Below are 17667 nucleotides of genomic sequence, written 5' to 3'. Positions count from 1 at the left end.
CTAGCCCACCATGTCCCATACTCTGCACTTCTATCCCGCCGGCGGCGTGGTCACCCCTGAGCAGTGGCTAGCGCTGGGCCAGGTCGCGCGCGAGCACGCCGATGGCTATGTGTATCTCGAAGAGCACAGCGTGCTCACCCTTCGCGGAGTTGATGATGAGGCTGCGGTGAGCAGTGTGTCTCTTCCACGGACTCCTCCACGCGTCGTGGCCTCTCCCCTGTCTGCGCAGGCGCGATCGGTTGCTGCCCGCGTGGCTGAAGAGATCTCGGCTGCACTTGCTGAACACGAAGCGGAGGGGAACGCTTTACGTGAGACCGTTATCGGGGTCGATGGCGGCCTAGGTGACATCCTGAGCCAGGGCGTGTCCACTGGCTTGCAACTGCGCACACCTGAGGACTCGACGGTTGTTCGCCTCATCGAGGCAGGTCAGGTAAAAGGCGAGGAGCTTGCGCTTGACGACGCCCTCCCCGCCCTCATCACCGCCCTCCTAGAGACCATAGATGAGGTAGATAGCCCTACTTCAGATTCAGCAGCGGAGGCAGCGGCATCCCTGCACCCCGCACCTATTGGTTGGCTTACCGAGCACACTGCCGAAGGACGAGTCGATCTGGGCGCGGGTCTCCACAAGGGCGCTTTGCCAGGTGAATACGCCGGACTGATTGCGCAGCTCGATGCGCCGGTAACGGTCACTCCGTGGCGCGGCCTCGTTATCCACGACCTTGCCGATGGCGATGCCGACGTTGTTCTGCGGGTGCTTGCCCCGCGGGGCTTTATCTTCGACGTGAACTCGCCGCACCTTCAGGATTAGCGCGGCATATGCCGCCAGATGGGACGCGGCACGAGCTTCATGACCCAGGCTAGGAGTTGGAGCGCACGAGGGATCCACACGGTTCGTGACTCAGTCCCCGACTCGATAGCTTTCGTGACGGCCTCAGCCACACTGTCTGGCGTAACGGACAACGGAGCAGGTTTCATTCCCTTGGTCATAGAACCGATAACGAAGCCTGGCCGTGCAGTGATGAGGGCAAGATTGCTGCCGTGGAGACGATCAGCCAACCCTTGGCAGAAGGCATCGAGTCCGGCTTTGGTCGAGCCGTACACATAATTGGCGCGGCGGGCTCGCCATCCAGCGATGGAGGAAAAGGCGACGATGTGGCCCGACGTCATGACATCAGCTAGCACGGTGAGCATGGACACCTGCGCTGCATAGTCCACCAGCGCGATATCGAAAGCGTGGGCTTCATCGTGCTCTGCGCGGTTGTGATCCCCCAAGATGCCGAAGGCCACCACGGCGGTTGTGATCTCCTCGCCGGCCAGCTGGGCAGCTTGTGCCACTACTTCGCGGTGCTGGTCTACCTGGATGGCATCAAAAGATAGTGTATGGACGGCGGTTGCCCCGGCATGAACGAGTTCCTCGCTGAGGGCTTCCATGCCTTGCTCACCACGCGCAGCCAACACCACCGGGCGGCCCTGGCAGAGCCTGCGGGCGAGTTCGCCACCTATGTCGCTGCGTCCACCCAGAATGAGCAGTGCTCCCATTAGCGCAGCTCCCTCGGTGCCTGGTTGAGGGACTCATAGCCATCCTCAGTGGTCACCACAATATCTTCCAAGCGCATTCCCCATTTCCCGGGCACGTAGATGCCCGGCTCGATGGAAAAGGCCATAGACGCAGCTAGTTCTAAACTGTTTCCCTCCATGATGAAAGGCTCTTCGTGGGTTGAGAGCCCGATACCGTGGCCAGTGCGGTGCGTAAAGAACTCTCCCCAGCCAGCTTCCTCAATGACCTCACGGGTGGCGCGGTCAATGTCCTGGGCGGTCGCTCCCGGGCGGATGGTTGCGCGGCCGGCGGCTTGGGCCTGCTCCAGCACCGCATAGGCGTCCAGGAAGTCCTCTGGTGCAGCACTTGGATCGCCGCCTACGACATAAGTCCTCGTGCAATCGGAGTGATAACCCGAGGGCACAGTACCTCCGATGTCGACGACAACCGGATCCCCTGCTGCAAGAATGCGTTCTCCGAAGTCATAATGCGGGTTCGCGCCGTGGGCACCGGAACCAACGATGATGAAATCCACCGACGTGTGCTCTCGCAAGATGAGGGTCCGAAGGTCCTCGGCAACCTCGGCTTCGGTACGTCCAGGCTGCAAGAGTCCAGGTACCTGCGCATGTACCGCATCGATCGCTCGTGCGGCGTGGCGCAGTTCCGAAATCTCCTCGTCCTCTTTGCGCGTAAACAGATCAGCGAGGGCGGTGGTGGCGAGAACGAAGGAAGAGCCATCAAGCACTTCCTGGAAACGCAACACGTGATCGGCCGTCAGGGTTGAACCCAGCGCCACCTTTCGCGGAGTGCACCCCTCTAACGCCAGTGCGTAGGGATTCTCGCCGTCACTCCAACCACGCAAACGGGCAGCAACGCCCTCAAGGGATTCGATATCCGTGCGGGGAGCCACGATAACTGGCTCAGCATCAGGGCGAATCACTAGGCAGGTCAAACGTTCATGGGAGGACACCCAGGAACCGGTGAGATAAGCAAACTCGGCACCGGTGCCTACCAGTGCCACATCGATTCCTTGGGCAGCCACTGCCTCACGGGCGCGCTGAAGGCGGGAAGGATAATCAGTCATGCCCGCCAGCCTACCGCGCTGCACGCGGGCTCCTCGTTAGGCTGGAGTTCATGGAGCCTCATCCCGCTGCCGTCAAGATCCGCACCCGACAGGGCTACTGCTCGGGTGTGCTTGTTGACGCCTCCCTTCTACCCCGCCCGCAGCTCCGCGCCCAGCTGGTGCTCACCTGCGCCCATTTCTTCCGTGATGGGATTGAGGAAAGGGACCACTACAAAGTTAGCGGCGGATTCAACCGGAGGCTCACAGCCGTGCGCACCATTGATGGCACAGACATGGCCCTGTGCTTGCTGGACAGCCCAGCTCCTCCCCGTGATGTGCCGGGGCTGACCACACGGACCCCAGGCTTCCGCGAGGAGATTGTGACGTGGGGCTACGGCGGTAAGGCTCGGCGCGCCCAACAACGCCGAGGGCGCTTTCTCATGCCTTTCTTCCGCACGTGGTCCGTTGACTTTCGGACGACCGTCTCCCCCGCCGGCATGGTGTTCAACACAGTGCCCGCGGTGAAAGGTGATTCCGGCGGACCGGCGCTGGTGGGCGATGACGTCGTGGGCACCCAAGCGCTCATACTCAATCCCTTCGGGAAGAACCTGCGCATTGCCACGCTCGCACTCGTTGGTACACACCGCCCAGCACTCGTGGCTGCTGCGACCGCGCTCCTTGCAGGGGCGGATAAACATGAGACCCGGTCCAAGAAGCCGTGAACTGAGCCTTGGGGTGGGATTAGGCGCCGATGGCGACGACACCGCGCTGGATAGCATCGATGGCGCGCCGGGCATTGCGGCGAATGTCCTCTTCGTAGCCGGTTTTAGCCACCTGCTGAAGCAGGTCCACTACTTGGCGGCACCAGCGCACAAAGTCACCGGGGGTGAGCTCGGCGCCAGCCTCGTTGGCCGCTGCCATGCAGTAGGCCAGCGGCGCGCCCGCGGTCCACTGATGGATGGCCAGTGCGAAGGCAGGTTCCGGCTCACGCGTCTGCGGAAGGTTGTGGCGCCTCTCATCCGCCACGAGCTCGGTGTAGATACGCCAAGTGGCGTCCATGGCATCCGCCATAGGATCCGTGGCCGCACCGGGCTCACCGCGCGTGGCCTTGCGATTTTCAAAGACACACAGCGATGCCACGCCTGCCAGCTCCGCGGGATCCAAGTCATTCCAGATACCGCGCTTCAGGCACTGCGCCACGAGGAGATCCGATTCGGAATGGATCTTGGCCAGGCGTTCGCCCTCATCAGTGATCACTGGCTCACGGTCCTCGCCGAAGCCTTCAAACTCCACGTAGTCCATTTCAGAGAGTAGATCAACAATGCGCTCAAAGGTGCGGCCGAGGGTGTCGGTAGCACGCTCTACCTTGGCTTCGAGCTTGGCCAAGTCGCGCTCGCGGCGGGCAAGTTTCTGGGCTACACCAGCAAGTTGCTCTCGATCAGTTGCCGGCCAGTGGTGAACCGGGTGTTGGCGGATGGCGTCACGCAACTCCCCGACCTTTCTGTTGGGGCGATTCCGCGGCGCTGTGCGCATCTTTTTCGGACGCTTATAAAAGTCCCGCTTAAAGGCATCCTGAACGTACTTGATGTGGCGGCGCGGATTCTTCTGCGCCGCGCGCGGCAGTTTCATGTGGCCAACGGAGATGGGAGGATTCTCAATGCCCTCGGCGTCGATACGCCCGGACCATCCCGATTCTGTGGTCACCCATGGGCGGGGGTCAGCAGATTGGTTGGCAGGGGTAATGACAACGGCTAACGTGGGGCGCTTCCTTGTTGCGATGGCGATAACCTCACCGACCTGGAGACGCGCGAGAACAGCGGCGACTTCTTTACGGCGCTCATTCTTCTTGTTGGCTTGGGCTGCCTTTTCCTCATCGCTCAAGGCGCGGCGCAGCCGCATGTAGTCCATAAGGACCTCCGCGGCATCCTCACCATCTGTGGTGGGTGGTGCTAAATGAGAAATCGTGTCGTCGAGCTGTGTGCGTAGTTCGCGAACGCGATGCTCAGCACGCTCGATCTCACGGGTCTCCTCCACCACGGAGCCATCCGCCTGGAACTGGGCAAAGGACTTCTCCAACAGGCGCAGGGATTCTTCGAATCCCAGCATCCCCAGCAGGTTGATGGCCATGTTGTAGCCGGGTTCAAAGGTGGAGATCAATGGGTAGGTACGGGTCGATGCGAGGCCTGCCACCGCCTGCGGGTCCATCGCCGGTGCCCACTGCACGACTGCATTGCCTTGGGTATCGATGCCTCGGCGGCCGGCGCGGCCAGTGAGCTGCGTGTATTGGCCTGGCGTGAGGTCAACGTGCGCTTCGCCGTTGAACTTGATGAGCTTCTCCAACACCACGGTGCGGGCAGGCATGTTGATGCCGAGGGCAAGGGTTTCAGTGGCAAACACGGCTCGGACGAGACCCTTGACAAAGAGCTCCTCAACGATATGCCGAAATGCCGGAAGCATGCCTGCGTGGTGAGCAGCGAACCCACGCGACAGAGCTTCACGCCAGCGCTTGAAATCCAGAACCTGGAGGTCCTCCTCGGGGATGCCTTCCACACCTTTATCCACGATGGCTTTGATCTCCGTCGCTTCCTCCGGGGAGGTGAGCACCATGCGCGAGCGCAGACACTGGTAGAGCGCCCCGTCACATCCTGCACGGGAGAAGATGAAGGTAATTGCCGGCAGCATGTTCATGGACTGCAGCTCTTTGAGCACTTCTGGGCGGCCGAGCGGGCGATAGCGGTCCTGTGCACGGGGTGCACCACTACGCCTGTCGTGACCGCCACCGTTGCGGTCACCGTGCCTGCCACGACCCCCGCCCTTGTGGCGTGCCCGCGAGCGGAAGCTAGCTCGCTTATTCTCGTAGGCGTCAGAAGAGCTACCAGCCGAGCGCTCCCCCGACTCCAAGCGCTCGATGCGCCGGGCAAGCTCCGCGTTGACCTGACCGCCAGAATTCGGTTCGAACAACGGGTATATCTTGCGGCCCACCATCATCCACTGGTCCAGTGGTACGGGGCGGTTCTCGCTGACGATGACAGTGGTATCACCGCGCACGGTGCTCAGCCAACGTCCAAACTCCTCCGAGTTCGACACGGTGGCGGAGAGGCCAATGATGGAGACGTGTTCATCAAGATTGAGGATGACCTCCTCCCAGACTGCACCGCGCGAGGCGTCCGCAAGGAAGTGGATCTCATCCATGACCACGTGGGTAAGCCGCTCTAGTGCGCCGGAGCCAGCGTAAATCATGTTGCGGAGCACCTCAGTGGTCATCACGAGGATGTCTGCAGAAGAGTTGATGGAGACATCACCCGTCAACAGGCCCACGGCGTCTTCACCATGGGCTTCGACGAGGTCGTGGTACTTCTGATTACTCAGTGCCTTAATCGGCGTGGTGTAGAAACAGCGGGTGCCCTGGCTCAGCGCAAGGGAGACCGCAAATTCGCCGACGATGGTTTTACCAGCACCAGTAGGCGCGCATACCAGCACGCCGTGGCCGTCCTCGACGGCTTGGCAACCCTCGATTTGGAAGTCATCCAGGGAGTACGGCAGGGCGCGGGTGAACTCGTCCAGATGCGTCAATGTCATAAGCACCCAGGGTACCTGCCCAGCGTTACCGCGGCGCAGTCGGTGACCGCTGCGCGAGGAGAAACGCGGTCAGTGCCTTTGCCAGGTCGGCTTTAACGAGTATGTCCTTAAAGGACGTCATCGAAGAATCCGCCCTGTGGCGGCTGCGTGGTGCGCGGAGCGGTGCTGGTGCTTGGCGACGCCCCCGTGGTCCGTGGAGATGGGCTACTCACTGGTGCAGCGGAGGCAGAGACACTCGTCGGGGCCTCGACTGGAGTCGGCGTGCCAATGCCCCCGGGGCCTTCGCCCAACGGCGAGGCCGTCTCATCATCGAGGTCCATCCACGCAGGACGTTCACGCTGAGCGCGCTTATCGTGGATTCGGCAGAACTGGAAGGCAATCTCCACGAGTAGTACGAGTGCGAATGCCAACACCAGCATGGAAAAAGGTTCTTGTCCTGGAGTCACCACGGCCGCGAAGATCATGATGACCACAATGATGATGCGGCGCTTGTCCTTGACGTGCTCGTACTCCAGCACACCGATAAGGTTGAGGCAGACAATGAGCAGCGGAATTTCGAAGCTCACGCCAAAGATCATGAGCAGAGTGAGCAGGAAGTAGAAGTAGCGCTCACCGGTGAGCGCTGCGGTCTGGAACTCCTCACCCATCCCCATGAGGAACTCCAGTCCCACCGAGAGGATAAAGTACGCCAGAACGGCACCGAGAACAAAGAGAACCACGGCGCTGGAGACAAAGAAGAAAGTGAAGCGGCGCTCGTTCTTGTGCAGACCAGGCACGATAAAGGCCCAAATCTGATAGAGCCACACTGGGGAGGCAAGCACCGCACCGGCGAGAGCACCAACCTTCAGACGCAGGAGAAGCATCTCAAAAGGACTGGTAGCAAGCAGACGGCATTCACCGTCTGCGCTAAAGGAAATACGGCGCTCTTCTGGCAAAGAGCAGTACGGGCCACGCAGGATTTCGCCCAACGGTGATAATCCGAAGGGTGAATGCTGGTACCACAGAAAGCCAAGAATGGTGCCCACTATCAAGGCGAGCAAGGAGATAACAATGCGCTTGCGCAGCTCCTGAAGGTGCTGCACTAAGGTCATTTCCCCGGTTGGGTTTTTCGGCTTGCGCCGTAGCTTTGAGGTCCACTTCTGCCTGCTCGTGGGTTTACTTGTAGCAGATGGTGTGCGCATATCGCTCAAGGCACACGTCCTCCCCTCTCAGGCAGAAAGATGGCGTGAATGGTGTTTAGTTCTGGGTACCGTCTACCGGCTTGGTGGAGCGCGGCTGCATCTCCGGGCTGTTCCAGAAGTCCTCGTCGTTCTTCTTAGCGGCAGCGATCTGGCCTTGACCGTCAGCGGTGTTGTTCTCGTCCTTCATTTCTTTGACCTCGGACTTGAAGATACGCATGGAACGGCCCACGGAACGAGCGAGCTCCGGAAGCTTCTTAGCGCCGAAGAGCAGCACGATTACGAGGACGACAAGGCCGATTTCCAAAGGTCCCACAGTCATGGGGAAGCCCCTTCTTTCATAGTCGGTGGTGCGTGTTACGGATGTGGAGAACACCTCGCAACGAGCGCACGCGGAGAGCACTTAATCTGGGAGTTGAGTATAACGCTCGATGGCGCGATTTCTATGCTGCGAAATAGCGCGGACGAGCTTTGCAGGGCCAGTAACCCGCAACCTATCGCCTTGGCCGAGCGCAAAACGGGTGAACCACGCCTCAGAGCCAATCGGCATCGTTGCAGCTATGAGGCCATTTCCAAGGTTCTTACCCAGGGTGATGTCATAGTGCTCTGCTAGCCAGGTGAACTCTTGGTGAATCTCGAGCTCAGCGGTGAGAGTGTGATCTAGACCAAACGGTGAATCAGGGTTGAAGTCTAGCTCGCGGAGGTGCGGGGTTGCCGGTGCGTCCAGCACCTCCACGTCCTTCATACGGTCAAGACGGAAGGTGCGATGCTCTCCCGTCGCTTCTCCACCAGCGGACTCATCCCAGGCCACGAGGTAAGGTTCACCATCCACGATGAAGATACGAGCGGGGTGCACAGTACGCTCGCGTGTGCGGTTGGAGGACATACTCCAGTAAGTGAAGCGCACCTGCTTGTGGTTGTCTACAGCTCCTGCCAATGCCGCCTGGACCTGGGATTCTTCCGGGTCAGTTGCGGCAAGAGAGTCATAGATAGCAGCGGTCTTCTCATCCATGATGTCGCGCAGCTTGGCGGCGGCGGAATGGACAGCGGAGACGTCGACAAGCCCTGGCATTGCCTCTAGAGATTCAAGCGTCAGCAACAGCGCCCCGGCCTCCGTCGGAGTAAGGCGCAGTGCCTGGGTCAAGCCCTGGTCGTTGTAGATCTCAATGCCGTCGCGGTAGCTGAAGCTTAAGTCAATGAGTTCTTCGGTATTACGCCCCACGCCTGAGCAGAAAAGTCTATCCACGGCATCTTTCAGCTCCGCTGGGGTCATGCCGAGATCCTCTGCCGCTTCCATCGGGGTGAGATCCGGGTGGTTGCGCAGATACGGAATGAGATTGAGCGAGCGAACGAGCGCCTGCAGCTTACGTGAGTGATCAGTCATGAGGCCCCTCCTCAGTGCTGCCACCGCGCAGAAGGCTAAGGATGTCGACGCGGATCTCCTCAGGCTCCAGCACGATGACATCGGGCGCATAGCCAGCGGCAGTACGAACCAGCCAATCGCGCTGAACGTCTGTGAGCTCGAGCAGGCCATCGTTGCGGCGGTTTCCCGCCTCGACGAGTTCGGCTGCTTGGCCTTCCGGCACGTTGAGAATGGCACTGATGGTTTCACCCCGATCCAGTGCGGCGATAACGAGGTCTTGCAGTGGTGCACTTGGCTCCAGATGCGTGGCTTCCTGGCGGGAGCGGCGAACATTTCTCATGCGCGTGGCACGGAAAGTACGGGGAGCCTCGCGATCAGCATCCCAACCGACGAGGTAGACACGGTCACGGTGGTTGACAAGCCCCCACGGGTCCATGAGGCGGCGTATAGGTTCGGAGGCCGGCGTAGGGTAATAATCAAAGGAGATGCGCACTCCGGCCCGTACCGCGGTGATAATTGCCTTCACCAGCTCCGGACTGAGTTTTGTCATGTCATTGACTGCGGTATACACCGGAGCCCCAGAAAGATCGCGCGACGCACCTGAAGCTGCGATCTTGGTCCATGCCGAAAGACTGAAATCGCTCAACCCACCGGGCGTGCCAATGCCCCCGGCAACACCCAGAACCATGGCTTCTTCGGGGGTGAAATCCACAGGTGGTAGCTGGTAATCCTCGGGGTTAAGCCGGTAGAGCGGACCTTCTGGCCCACTGGTGTGAACGACGGGAACACCCGCGCGTTGCAGAGTTACGATGTCGCGGGACAGCTGCTTGTTAAAGGCTTCATCGCTCTTCCCCTGATAACCCTCAACGTGAGTTTGGATCCATGCAGCGCTGCGGTCAGGGACACCGCCTTGGTGGGCGGCTCCATGAAGAGCGAAAGTGAGGTTGGTGAGCCTTTCAACGGCTGTGTCCCAGGCCGGAGCCCGGTGTGCGGTGCGGTCAGCTGACGCCATGGTGGCAGGCTCCTTCGTGCTAAACGCCGTGGTGTGAACGCATATAGTCTAACAACCCGTCCAAACGCTGATCCTCGGATACGAAGGGATCGGAGAACTCCTCCGTCATAGGTTCTGGCCGGTTGACCTTCATCCGCGTCCAATCCACCGTCACAGCGGCATCAAGTTGGCGGGCAGCCGCGAGGAACTCCCCGCGCAGTTTGGCACGGGTTGTCTGTGGTGGGTTATCAACGGCAGCCTCGATGGTCGCGTCATCAATCCAGCGTTTCACCATCCCACGCTGTTCCAACACGCTGAAAAGCCCCCGGCCGGGGCGGATATCGTGGTAGGTCAGGTCGATTTGGGCCAATTTGGGGTGGGCCCACTCCCCTCCCAGGCGCGCGCGGTAGCGTTCAAGCAGGCTGCGCTTGATAACCCAATCGATTTCGCGGTCCACTCCAGAGAAATCTTGGGTCTCAATGGCTGTGAGCGTCCGCTGCCAGAGGTCGACGACTCGGGCCATCTCCGCGGTCGGCGTGCCGGCATCCTCGCGGTGCTCAAGCCACGTCTGCGCCGCTGCGCAGAGCGCCTGCTGCACCTCAAGGGCGGTAGCTGTGCCGCCGTCATCAAGCGGCAACCGCGTACGGCCCGTGGGATCGAGCGCAATCTCACGAATGTGGTGAATCGGGTCCTGCACGGCGAACTGCGGAACGTCAAAGCCCGCCTCAAGCATCTCGAGCATGAGCAGTGTGGAACCAACCTTGAGGGCCAAGGTGGGCTCAGCCATGTTGGAGTCTCCCACGATGACGTGCATTCGGCGGAAGCGTTTGGAATCGCCGTGCGGCTCATCGCGGGTATTGATGATGGGGCGGGAGCGAGTTGTTGCTGAAGATACGCCCTCCCACACTTGGTCAGCGCGCTGGGAGAGAACGAAACGAGCTGGTTGCTCGCCCTTAGGCTTTTGAATCATGCCGGCACCGCAGATGAGCTGGCGGGTAATCATAAACGGCAGCAGGGCTCGACCGAAGTCTTTGAGCACAACGTGACGTCCGATGAGGTAATTCTCGTGGCAGCCATAAGAATTTCCAGCGGAATCGACGTTGTTCTTGAACAGGTACACCGCGCGCTCTTCGCCCTCGGCGGCCAGAGCTTCTTCAGTTTGCCGTGCCATTCCGTCCACCATGCGGTCACCGGCACGTTCATAGGCGATGAGCTGGCTGAGACTGTCGCATTCCGCGGTGGCGATCTCTGGGTGGGAGCCGACGTCGAGGTACAGGCGGGAGGCATTAGGAGCGAAAATATTCGAGGAGGAATATGACGCTACGACCGGCCGGAAGAGAACGCGGGCGATTTCATCTGGGGACATCGCTCGTTGTCCAGGAGCCGTCGAAGCCGTGATACCGTACTCGGTTTCAATGCCCATGATGCGCCGCGCGTAGACCGGGGCGTTACCGGAGGATTGGCCCACCCTTATTCGCCGCCCTTTTGCACGTAGGAGCGCACAAACTCTTCGGCGTTGGACTCAAGCAGGCCGTCAATCTCATCGAGGAGATCATCTGTGCCCGCGCTATTGATGCTGACCTGTCCGGCGTCAAACTCCTCGGCATTATCGCCCGAGTTGTTGCCGCCGCCGGCGTTGACCTGGGATTGATTTCCACTCATGGTGAATGCTCCTTTCGTGAGCTACAAGCGTGCTGAAGGGCTAAAAGCTAAGGCGAGAAGCCGATTATGCTCAATACAACGTAGGGTACTCGATGGCCACGCCCAGCTGACGCAGTCCTTCGACAAAATCCGGGGCGGTGGCAGCGGAATCGAGCAGCGTGCCGATATCCTCCTCCCCCAGCCTGGTTGTCTCATCCAGCGCCACACAGGCAGCACCGGATTCCGCGCCGTTTTCCGGACCAATGCGGAAGGTCAGCGACTGCCACGAGGCAGCGAGCACATCTTCCCCAAACTTCTGGGTGGCGCGCCCGCGAAGAAAAGCTCGGGTGTCACTCGGCGGGTTATCCGCCGCACGCGCGAGCTCATCGTCGCTTACGAGCGTGCGCATCTGACCCTTGCGTACCAGTGCGTGGTACAGGGACTTTTCCGGATCGATGTCCGAGTACTGGAGATCAATAAGAGCGAGCCTGGGATCATCCGCTGCAGCACCGCGGTCCAGATAGCCCTTGATCAACCGGTACTTGGCCACCCAATCCAGAAGATGAGCGGCCTTGAGTGGATCCTCAGCAAGCAATTCCACCACCTCATCCCAGGCGTCAAGAACTTTTTCCTCTGCAGGAGAAGTAGCAGTGACGCGTTCGCGATAGACGGCGAGGATATCCAGGGCGGTGAGACGGCGGCCGTCGTCAAGCACCAGCTCATGCGTCAACGACAGATCGCGGCTGACGCGCTGGACTTCGGCGACAGGTTCCGCCAAACGCAGATCGCTAAAGTCCACGCCGTCCTCGATAGCATCCAGAACTAGAGCGGTCATGCCGAGTTTGAGCAACGTCGAGGTGTGGGACATGGTGGCGTCCCCGATGATGACGTGCAGACGTCCGTAGTCCTCAGCCACCGCATGCGGTTCATCGCGGGTATTAATGATGCCGCGGTTGAGAGTAGTTTCCAGGGAAATCTCGGTTTCGATGTAGTCTGCGCGCTGCGAGATCTGAAACCCTGCCTCTTCGCCGTCAGCACCGAGACCCATGCGGCCGGCACCCGTGACCACCTGGCGGGTCACGAAGAAAGGAATGAGTCCCTGCGCGATGTCCTCAAAATTGGTGTCACGGGAGTATTGATAGTTCTCGTGGCTACCGTAAGAAGCGCCTTTGCCATCGACATTGTTCTTGTAGAACTTCAGAGGCGGACACGGATCATGGTTCGTTAGCACGGAGGTTCCCTGGGCTGTCAGCTCGTTGACTGCCTCCGCGGCGCGGCGCAGGATGAGATCCCCGGCGGCGTCGTACACCATGGCATCCCACGCGTTCGTGCACTCCGGTGAGGAATACTCCGGGTGGGCATGATCGACGTAAAAGCGTGCGCCGTTGGCGGTGACCACGTTGGCCACACCGATAGCGTTTGGATCAACAACGGGCACCGTGTGATAGCGCTTGAGATCGAAGCCGCGGCTGTCACGTAGCGGGTGCTCCTCACGGAAATCCCAGCGTGAGCGCGCCCCCGTGTGCAGCGCAGCATAGGCTACGACGGCATGCGTAGAGGACACGATGGGTGACAAGGCGGGATTCGATGGCGTCGAGATGCCGTATTCGGTCTCAGTACCAAGTACGCGTTTCATTCTTCCCATGTCTACGCTCCCATCAACTCAACACCGGTGACATGTGCCCCCACAGAGGTTCCGGCGACGATCTTGGCCCACTCCTCCGGGTTCGCGGAAGTGGGCACGTACTCTGATTCTGCTTGCTCGGCGGCAATAGCCTCATGAAGGTGCGCTGCGGTAATACCTGATACCGAGCCGTCGGCTGCTGTCAAGGCTTCCTTGATAGCCAGCTTCTTTGCGCGGGACACGATATTGGCAATCATCGCACCGGACACAAAGTCCCGGTAATGCAGTACGCGCGGCTCCGCGTTGGCGAAGCGCAACTTGACGAAGGGCCGGTCAGCGTACAGGTCCTCCACTGCATCATCGATGAGCGCGTCAAGCTCGCCTTCGTGCGGCACCGAGTCTGGGAAGTGACGGGCAAAGATTTCTCGCGCTCCCTGTTTGGTTGGACGGTTGACACGGATCTTGATGTCGAGACGGCCCGGACGCATGATGGCCGGATCAATAAGTTCTTCACGGTTGGTAGCACCAATAACGATAACGTTGTTGAGCTTTTCTACGCCGTCCAGCTCCGTGAGAAGCTGCGGAACCACGGTGGTTTCCATGTCGGAGGACACACCGGAACCGCGGGTGCGAAAGATGGACTCCATCTCGTCGAAGAAAATAATGACTGGACGCTGGCTCCCGTCCGCGGTCTGCTCGGAGGCCAGCTCGCGTGCTCGCTCGAAGATGAGGCGAATACGCCGCTCCGTTTCGCCCACGAACTTATTGAGTAGCTCTGGGCCCTTAACGTTGAGGAAATAGCTGGGCGCAGTGGTGCCCAGGGAGGCAGACAGCGAATGAGCCACGGCCTTGGCAATCAGAGTTTTTCCGCAGCCTGGAGGGCCATAGAGCAACACGCCCTTGGGCGGCTGAAGATCGAACTGGTGATACAGATCTGGGTGCACGAAAGGCAGTTCCACAGAATCTCGAATCTGGGAAATCTGCTCATCAAGGCCACCGATATCCTCGTAAGAAACATCGGGGACTTCCTCCAACGTCAGTTGCGCCACTTCTGTCTTGTGGACACGCTCGGAAGCCACGGCTGACTTCGGCTCAATAAGCAGGGTGTCCCCGGCACGGACGGTATCACGCAAGTCTGCAGCTAACAGGATCACCTGCTCCTCGCCCGCGGAATTGGTCACCACCGCTCGGTCAGTGCCAATGCGTTCTTGAAGTGTTCCCAGCGAGCCGGTACTTACAGGCGCACAGGCCTCTACCACAACGAAACCTTCACCCAAGCGGACCTGCTGCCCCACCTTGAGCGAGCCTGGTTCGAGGTTAGGAGAAATCTTCACCCGCATGACGCGCCCATTGGTATAAACCTCGGCATCGCGGCGCGAATCGTGAGGGCGGCCGGAATAACCCAGGAAGACACCGTAGGTGGACGCGGGTTCTGCGAGGGCATCAACCTCAGCGAGTAGCTGCTGGAGCTTGACGCGTGCATCCTTCAGCAAGGCGGCGAGCTTGGTGTTGCGCTCAGAAAGCTGGTCCATCTGGCGGCGCAACTGTGTGTGCTCGGAACCGTAGGGGGCATCGTTCATAGGATCCACCCTAGCGCGCGGTGAGGGCCGATCCCCCTACTTTCGTGCGCGGCGCTGCGGACGAGGCGGCGTGACGCCGTCTGCAAGGCGGCGTGTCCAAATAAGGAAGGCCGTGTGGGCATTCATGCGGTGCTCTGGACGGGTAGCTAGGCCCTCGACCTTCCATTCACGCACGAGGGACTCCCAGGCCTTTGGCTCCGTGAAGCATTTGAGCTCACGAATGCCTTCCATGACCTTCATCAGTTGCGGAACTGTGGCCACGTAGGTCATGAACACGCCGCCGGGAATGAGGATGTCGCGCACCTTCTCCAAGTGCTCCCATGGTTCGAGCATGTCAAGGATCACGCGGTCAACCGGGCCCCCGAGATCCTCGACGCTGACATCAGCCAGATCTCCCAGTCGCGGGCTCCACCACTCTGGCTGCTCGCCGAAGTACTCCGTGACGTTGTCCACGGCATACTCCAAATGGTCATCGCGGACCTCATAGGAGTAAACGTGGCCCTGCGGGCCTACGGCGCGCAGTAGCGTCATGGACAGCGCGCCCGAACCTGCGCCGGCCTCCAGCACGCGGGCTCCCATGAAGATGTCGCCCTCGACCAAAATCTGTGCGGAATCCTTGGGATAGATCACCGCAGCGCCACGCGGCATGGAGAGAACGTGATCCACCATGAGGTGGCGGAAAAGCAGGAAGGAGCTGCCCAGCGTGGAGTCGATGACGGAACCTTCATCGAGGCCCACGATGTCATCGTGGTTGATGATGCCCTTGTGCGAATGAAACTGGCCTCCCTCCTCGAGGATGATGGTGTAGTGACGGCGCTTAGCATCAGTAAGCTGCACGCGGTCGCCGTAGCTGAAGGGGCCAGAATAAGCCATAGCGTCAAGGGCCTTTCACAGAGTGCGGGGTACGGGGTTAACCCACCAAGTATGCCTCAAGAGCCTGGCCGAGCCATAGTTGGTCACGCTCACCTACCAGCTCACGTGCTGAGTGCATGGACAGCATCGGGACTCCGACGTCGACCGTCGGGATGCCCAGACGGGTAGCAGAGATGGGCCCAATGGTGGAACCGCATGGTACGTCATTGTTGCCCACAAAACGTTGGAAAGGCACGTCAGCGCGGCGGCACGCGTCCTCCCACAGCGATACAGTCTGGGCATCAGAGGCATAGCGCTGGTTGCCATTTATCTTGGTCACCGGCCCCTGGCCAATGATGGGGTGATGAGTGGGATCGTGCTTCTCCGCGTAGTTGGGATGCACTGAGTGCGCGGCATCTGCGGAGACGCAGCTGGAGCGAGCGAACATCTGAAAACGCTGCTCCTCAGTGGCGCCCAGTGCCCGTGCGGTGCGAGTAAGCACATCCCCCAGGATGGGCCCGCCAGCACCGTAACGTGACGAGGAGCCGACCTCCTCGTGGTCAAAAGCGGCCATGACGAGGATGTCGTTGTGGCTCGAATTATCAGCCACGCCCAGCTGCTCAGCAGCCGATATCAGCGCCCGCAGCGACGCATGGACGGAAGACAGGTTATCCATTCTGCCAGCAGCGATGAGCTTCTCTCCGGCGCCAAACACCGCTCCGCGCTGGGCGTCGGCAGTAATGAGATTGAAGGAAGCGATGTCTTCTGAGCTAATGCCGAGCTGCTTGCCGACGACCCCCAGGACCGACGTCTCCGGTGTTCCTACGGACAGCACCGGCTGCATGTGGCGTTGGCGGTCAGGCTTGAACTCATCCTTGCGGTAGAGGTGGATAGCCAAGGACGGAAGCCGCAGTAGCGGGCCGGTAGTGACTAGGTGGCGGGTGCCGTCCTTCGTCATGACTTGACCACCAACGGTCAGCTCGCGGTCAAACCAACTGTGAAGAAGCACGCCGCCATAGACTTCCACAGCAACCTGCTGCCAGCCGGCGGAATCGAAATCCGGAGTAGGTTTCAGGGCCAAGCCCGGGGAATCGGTATGGGAACCGATGATCCGGAAACCCGAGTCCGGGCCAGCGCCCTCCGGAACGTACCAAGCCATGACGGCTCCGCCGCGCACCATCACGTGCCCACCTGGCGCTGCCGACCACTCATCAGTCTCCTCTTGGCGGCTAAATCCAACGTCGATTAGCTGGCGCGCTACTTCTTCCGCAGCGTGATACGAGGATGGGCTGGCAGCAATGAAGTCGAGAAAATCTTCCGTCGTTTTCCTAGTAGTCATACCTCCAAGCTTGCCATGCCGAGGAGACGCGCGTCTGCTGCATTGTGTATCGCAGTGCTGATATCGGCATGCGCTAGGCTGAGGAGCATTATGCCACAGCGAATAGCACTTTCTCCTTCCCGCGCCTCCAACTACAACCAGTGCCCCCTGCTCTATCGCTTTCGAGCGATAGACAAGCTGCCGGAACCCAAGACGAAAGCACAGGTCAAGGGAACATTGGTCCATGCAGTGCTGGAAAACATGCACAAGTTGCCGCGTGAAGAACGCGATTACCCGGTGGCAGTCAAGATGATTAAACCGGAGTGGACCTCCATGGTGAATACCGATCCTGACCTGCGCGAGCTCGTCCCGGAAGAGGAAGAGCTGGACTTCTTCGTGGAGGCGCGCGAGCTGGTCAAGGGCTATTTCCAGATGGAGAACCCGCAAGGCTTCGATGCCCATGAGTGCGAGATGTACGTCGACACCGTCCTCCCCAACGGTGTCCCAGTTCGCGGTTTCATCGACCGCGTGGACGTGGCTCCCACCGGTGAGGTTCGCGTGGTGGACTATAAGACCGGCAAGAAGCCTATCCCCCGCTATTCTCATGACGCACAATTTCAGATGCGCTTCTATGCTCTCGTGTACTGGCGCCTGTTTAACACCATCCCCACGCAGCTGCGGCTCATGTACCTCAAGGTCTTGGACTCCATGTTCCTCACGCCGGGGCCCGAGGAACTGGAATACTTCGAGCGCGACTTGGGCGAGTTGTGGGCGAAAATCGAAGGCGACGGCAAGTCGGGTGATTTCCGCCCTAAGACCTCGAAGCTGTGCGGCTGGTGCTCCTTCCAAGACCTGTGCCCTGCTTTCGGCGGCACGCCCCCCGTGTACCCCGGTTGGCCAGATTAGGGCGCTGCGCGCATGACGCAACGCCTGACTGCCCT

16 protein-coding genes are annotated in these 17667 nt (G+C 60.2%); 3 read left to right on the top strand and 13 right to left on the bottom strand.

The window, feature by feature from the left end:
- Positions 1-10 precede the first annotated feature (10 nt).
- Positions 11-808 carry a cobalamin biosynthesis protein gene (locus CSING_RS06815; RefSeq protein WP_042530867.1) on the top strand — a complete coding sequence of 266 codons (798 nt, stop codon included), beginning with the start codon at positions 11-13 and terminating at the stop codon, positions 806-808.
- Here the strand turns inward: CSING_RS06815 and CSING_RS06810 are convergent.
- Both CSING_RS06810 and CSING_RS06805 read right to left on the bottom strand, forming a co-directional pair.
- On the bottom strand, positions 805-1539 hold the full coding sequence (locus tag CSING_RS06810) for an SDR family oxidoreductase (protein WP_042530865.1): 735 nt from the start codon (positions 1537-1539) through the stop codon (positions 805-807). The genes CSING_RS06815 and CSING_RS06810 overlap by 4 nt on opposite strands.
- A complete protein-coding gene (locus tag CSING_RS06805) occupies positions 1539-2621 on the bottom strand; it encodes a M24 family metallopeptidase (RefSeq protein WP_042530863.1) in 1083 nt (360 codons plus the stop codon). The genes CSING_RS06810 and CSING_RS06805 overlap by 1 nt, the downstream gene beginning before the upstream one ends.
- A gap of 50 nt (positions 2622-2671) precedes the next feature.
- Between CSING_RS06805 and CSING_RS06800 the strand changes: the two genes are divergently transcribed.
- The gene (locus tag CSING_RS06800; protein WP_042530861.1) at positions 2672-3322 is read left to right on the top strand and encodes a trypsin-like peptidase domain-containing protein; all 651 of its coding nucleotides are present in this window, start codon (positions 2672-2674) and stop codon (positions 3320-3322) included.
- A 19-nt stretch (positions 3323-3341) separates the two neighbouring features.
- Here the strand turns inward: CSING_RS06800 and CSING_RS06795 are convergent, their stop codons facing one another.
- From CSING_RS06795 to CSING_RS06745, 11 genes are all read right to left on the bottom strand, one after another.
- Entirely contained in the window at positions 3342-6179 is a 2838-nt protein-coding gene (locus CSING_RS06795) for a DEAD/DEAH box helicase (RefSeq protein WP_042530859.1), read from the bottom strand.
- Positions 6180-6286: 107 nt separating this feature from the next.
- Positions 6287-7270, bottom strand: a complete 984-nt coding sequence (gene tatC, locus CSING_RS06790; RefSeq protein WP_042530857.1) for a twin-arginine translocase subunit TatC — start codon at positions 7268-7270, stop codon at positions 6287-6289.
- Positions 7271-7415: 145 nt separating this feature from the next.
- Entirely contained in the window at positions 7416-7679 is a 264-nt protein-coding gene (gene tatA / locus CSING_RS06785) for a Sec-independent protein translocase subunit TatA (RefSeq protein WP_042530855.1), read from the bottom strand.
- 81 nt (positions 7680-7760) lie between these two features.
- On the bottom strand, positions 7761-8741 hold the full coding sequence (locus CSING_RS06780; RefSeq protein ID WP_042530853.1) for a helix-turn-helix transcriptional regulator: 981 nt from the start codon (positions 8739-8741) through the stop codon (positions 7761-7763).
- On the bottom strand, positions 8734-9732 hold the full coding sequence (locus CSING_RS06775) for a helix-turn-helix transcriptional regulator (protein ID WP_042530851.1): 999 nt from the start codon (positions 9730-9732) through the stop codon (positions 8734-8736). Before CSING_RS06775 ends, CSING_RS06780 begins: the two co-directional genes overlap by 8 nt.
- A 19-nt stretch (positions 9733-9751) precedes the next feature.
- Positions 9752-11134 (bottom strand): Pup--protein ligase, encoded by a 1383-nt coding sequence (gene pafA / locus CSING_RS06770; protein WP_042533245.1) that lies wholly within the window; start codon positions 11132-11134, stop codon positions 9752-9754.
- 47 nt (positions 11135-11181) lie between these two features.
- Positions 11182-11373, bottom strand: a complete 192-nt coding sequence (locus tag CSING_RS06765; RefSeq protein WP_042530849.1) for a ubiquitin-like protein Pup — start codon at positions 11371-11373, stop codon at positions 11182-11184.
- Between the two features lie 70 nt (positions 11374-11443).
- Positions 11444-12988: a depupylase/deamidase Dop gene (dop, locus tag CSING_RS06760; protein WP_042533243.1), complete on the bottom strand. Its 1545-nt coding sequence runs from the start codon at positions 12986-12988 to the stop codon at positions 11444-11446.
- A gap of 11 nt (positions 12989-12999) precedes the next feature.
- On the bottom strand, positions 13000-14556 hold the full coding sequence (gene arc, locus CSING_RS06755) for a proteasome ATPase (RefSeq protein ID WP_042530847.1): 1557 nt from the start codon (positions 14554-14556) through the stop codon (positions 13000-13002).
- A gap of 36 nt (positions 14557-14592) precedes the next feature.
- Positions 14593-15429 carry a tRNA (adenine-N1)-methyltransferase gene (locus tag CSING_RS06750; RefSeq protein WP_042530845.1) on the bottom strand — a complete coding sequence of 279 codons (837 nt, stop codon included), beginning with the start codon at positions 15427-15429 and terminating at the stop codon, positions 14593-14595.
- Positions 15430-15466: 37 nt separating this feature from the next.
- Positions 15467-16747 (bottom strand): M18 family aminopeptidase, encoded by a 1281-nt coding sequence (locus CSING_RS06745; RefSeq protein ID WP_042530843.1) that lies wholly within the window; start codon positions 16745-16747, stop codon positions 15467-15469.
- 90 nt (positions 16748-16837) lie between these two features.
- Between CSING_RS06745 and CSING_RS06740 the strand changes: the two genes are divergently transcribed.
- Positions 16838-17632, top strand: coding sequence for a RecB family exonuclease (locus tag CSING_RS06740; protein ID WP_042530841.1), 795 nt, complete (start codon positions 16838-16840; stop codon positions 17630-17632).
- Positions 17633-17667 lie beyond the last annotated feature (35 nt).

The sequence above is a fragment of the Corynebacterium singulare genome, from assembly GCF_000833575.1.
Classification (GTDB): Bacteria; Actinomycetota; Actinomycetes; order Mycobacteriales; family Mycobacteriaceae; genus Corynebacterium; species Corynebacterium singulare.
Note: the sequence above shows the minus strand (reverse complement) of the source record. Positions and strands in the feature narration are given on the sequence as shown.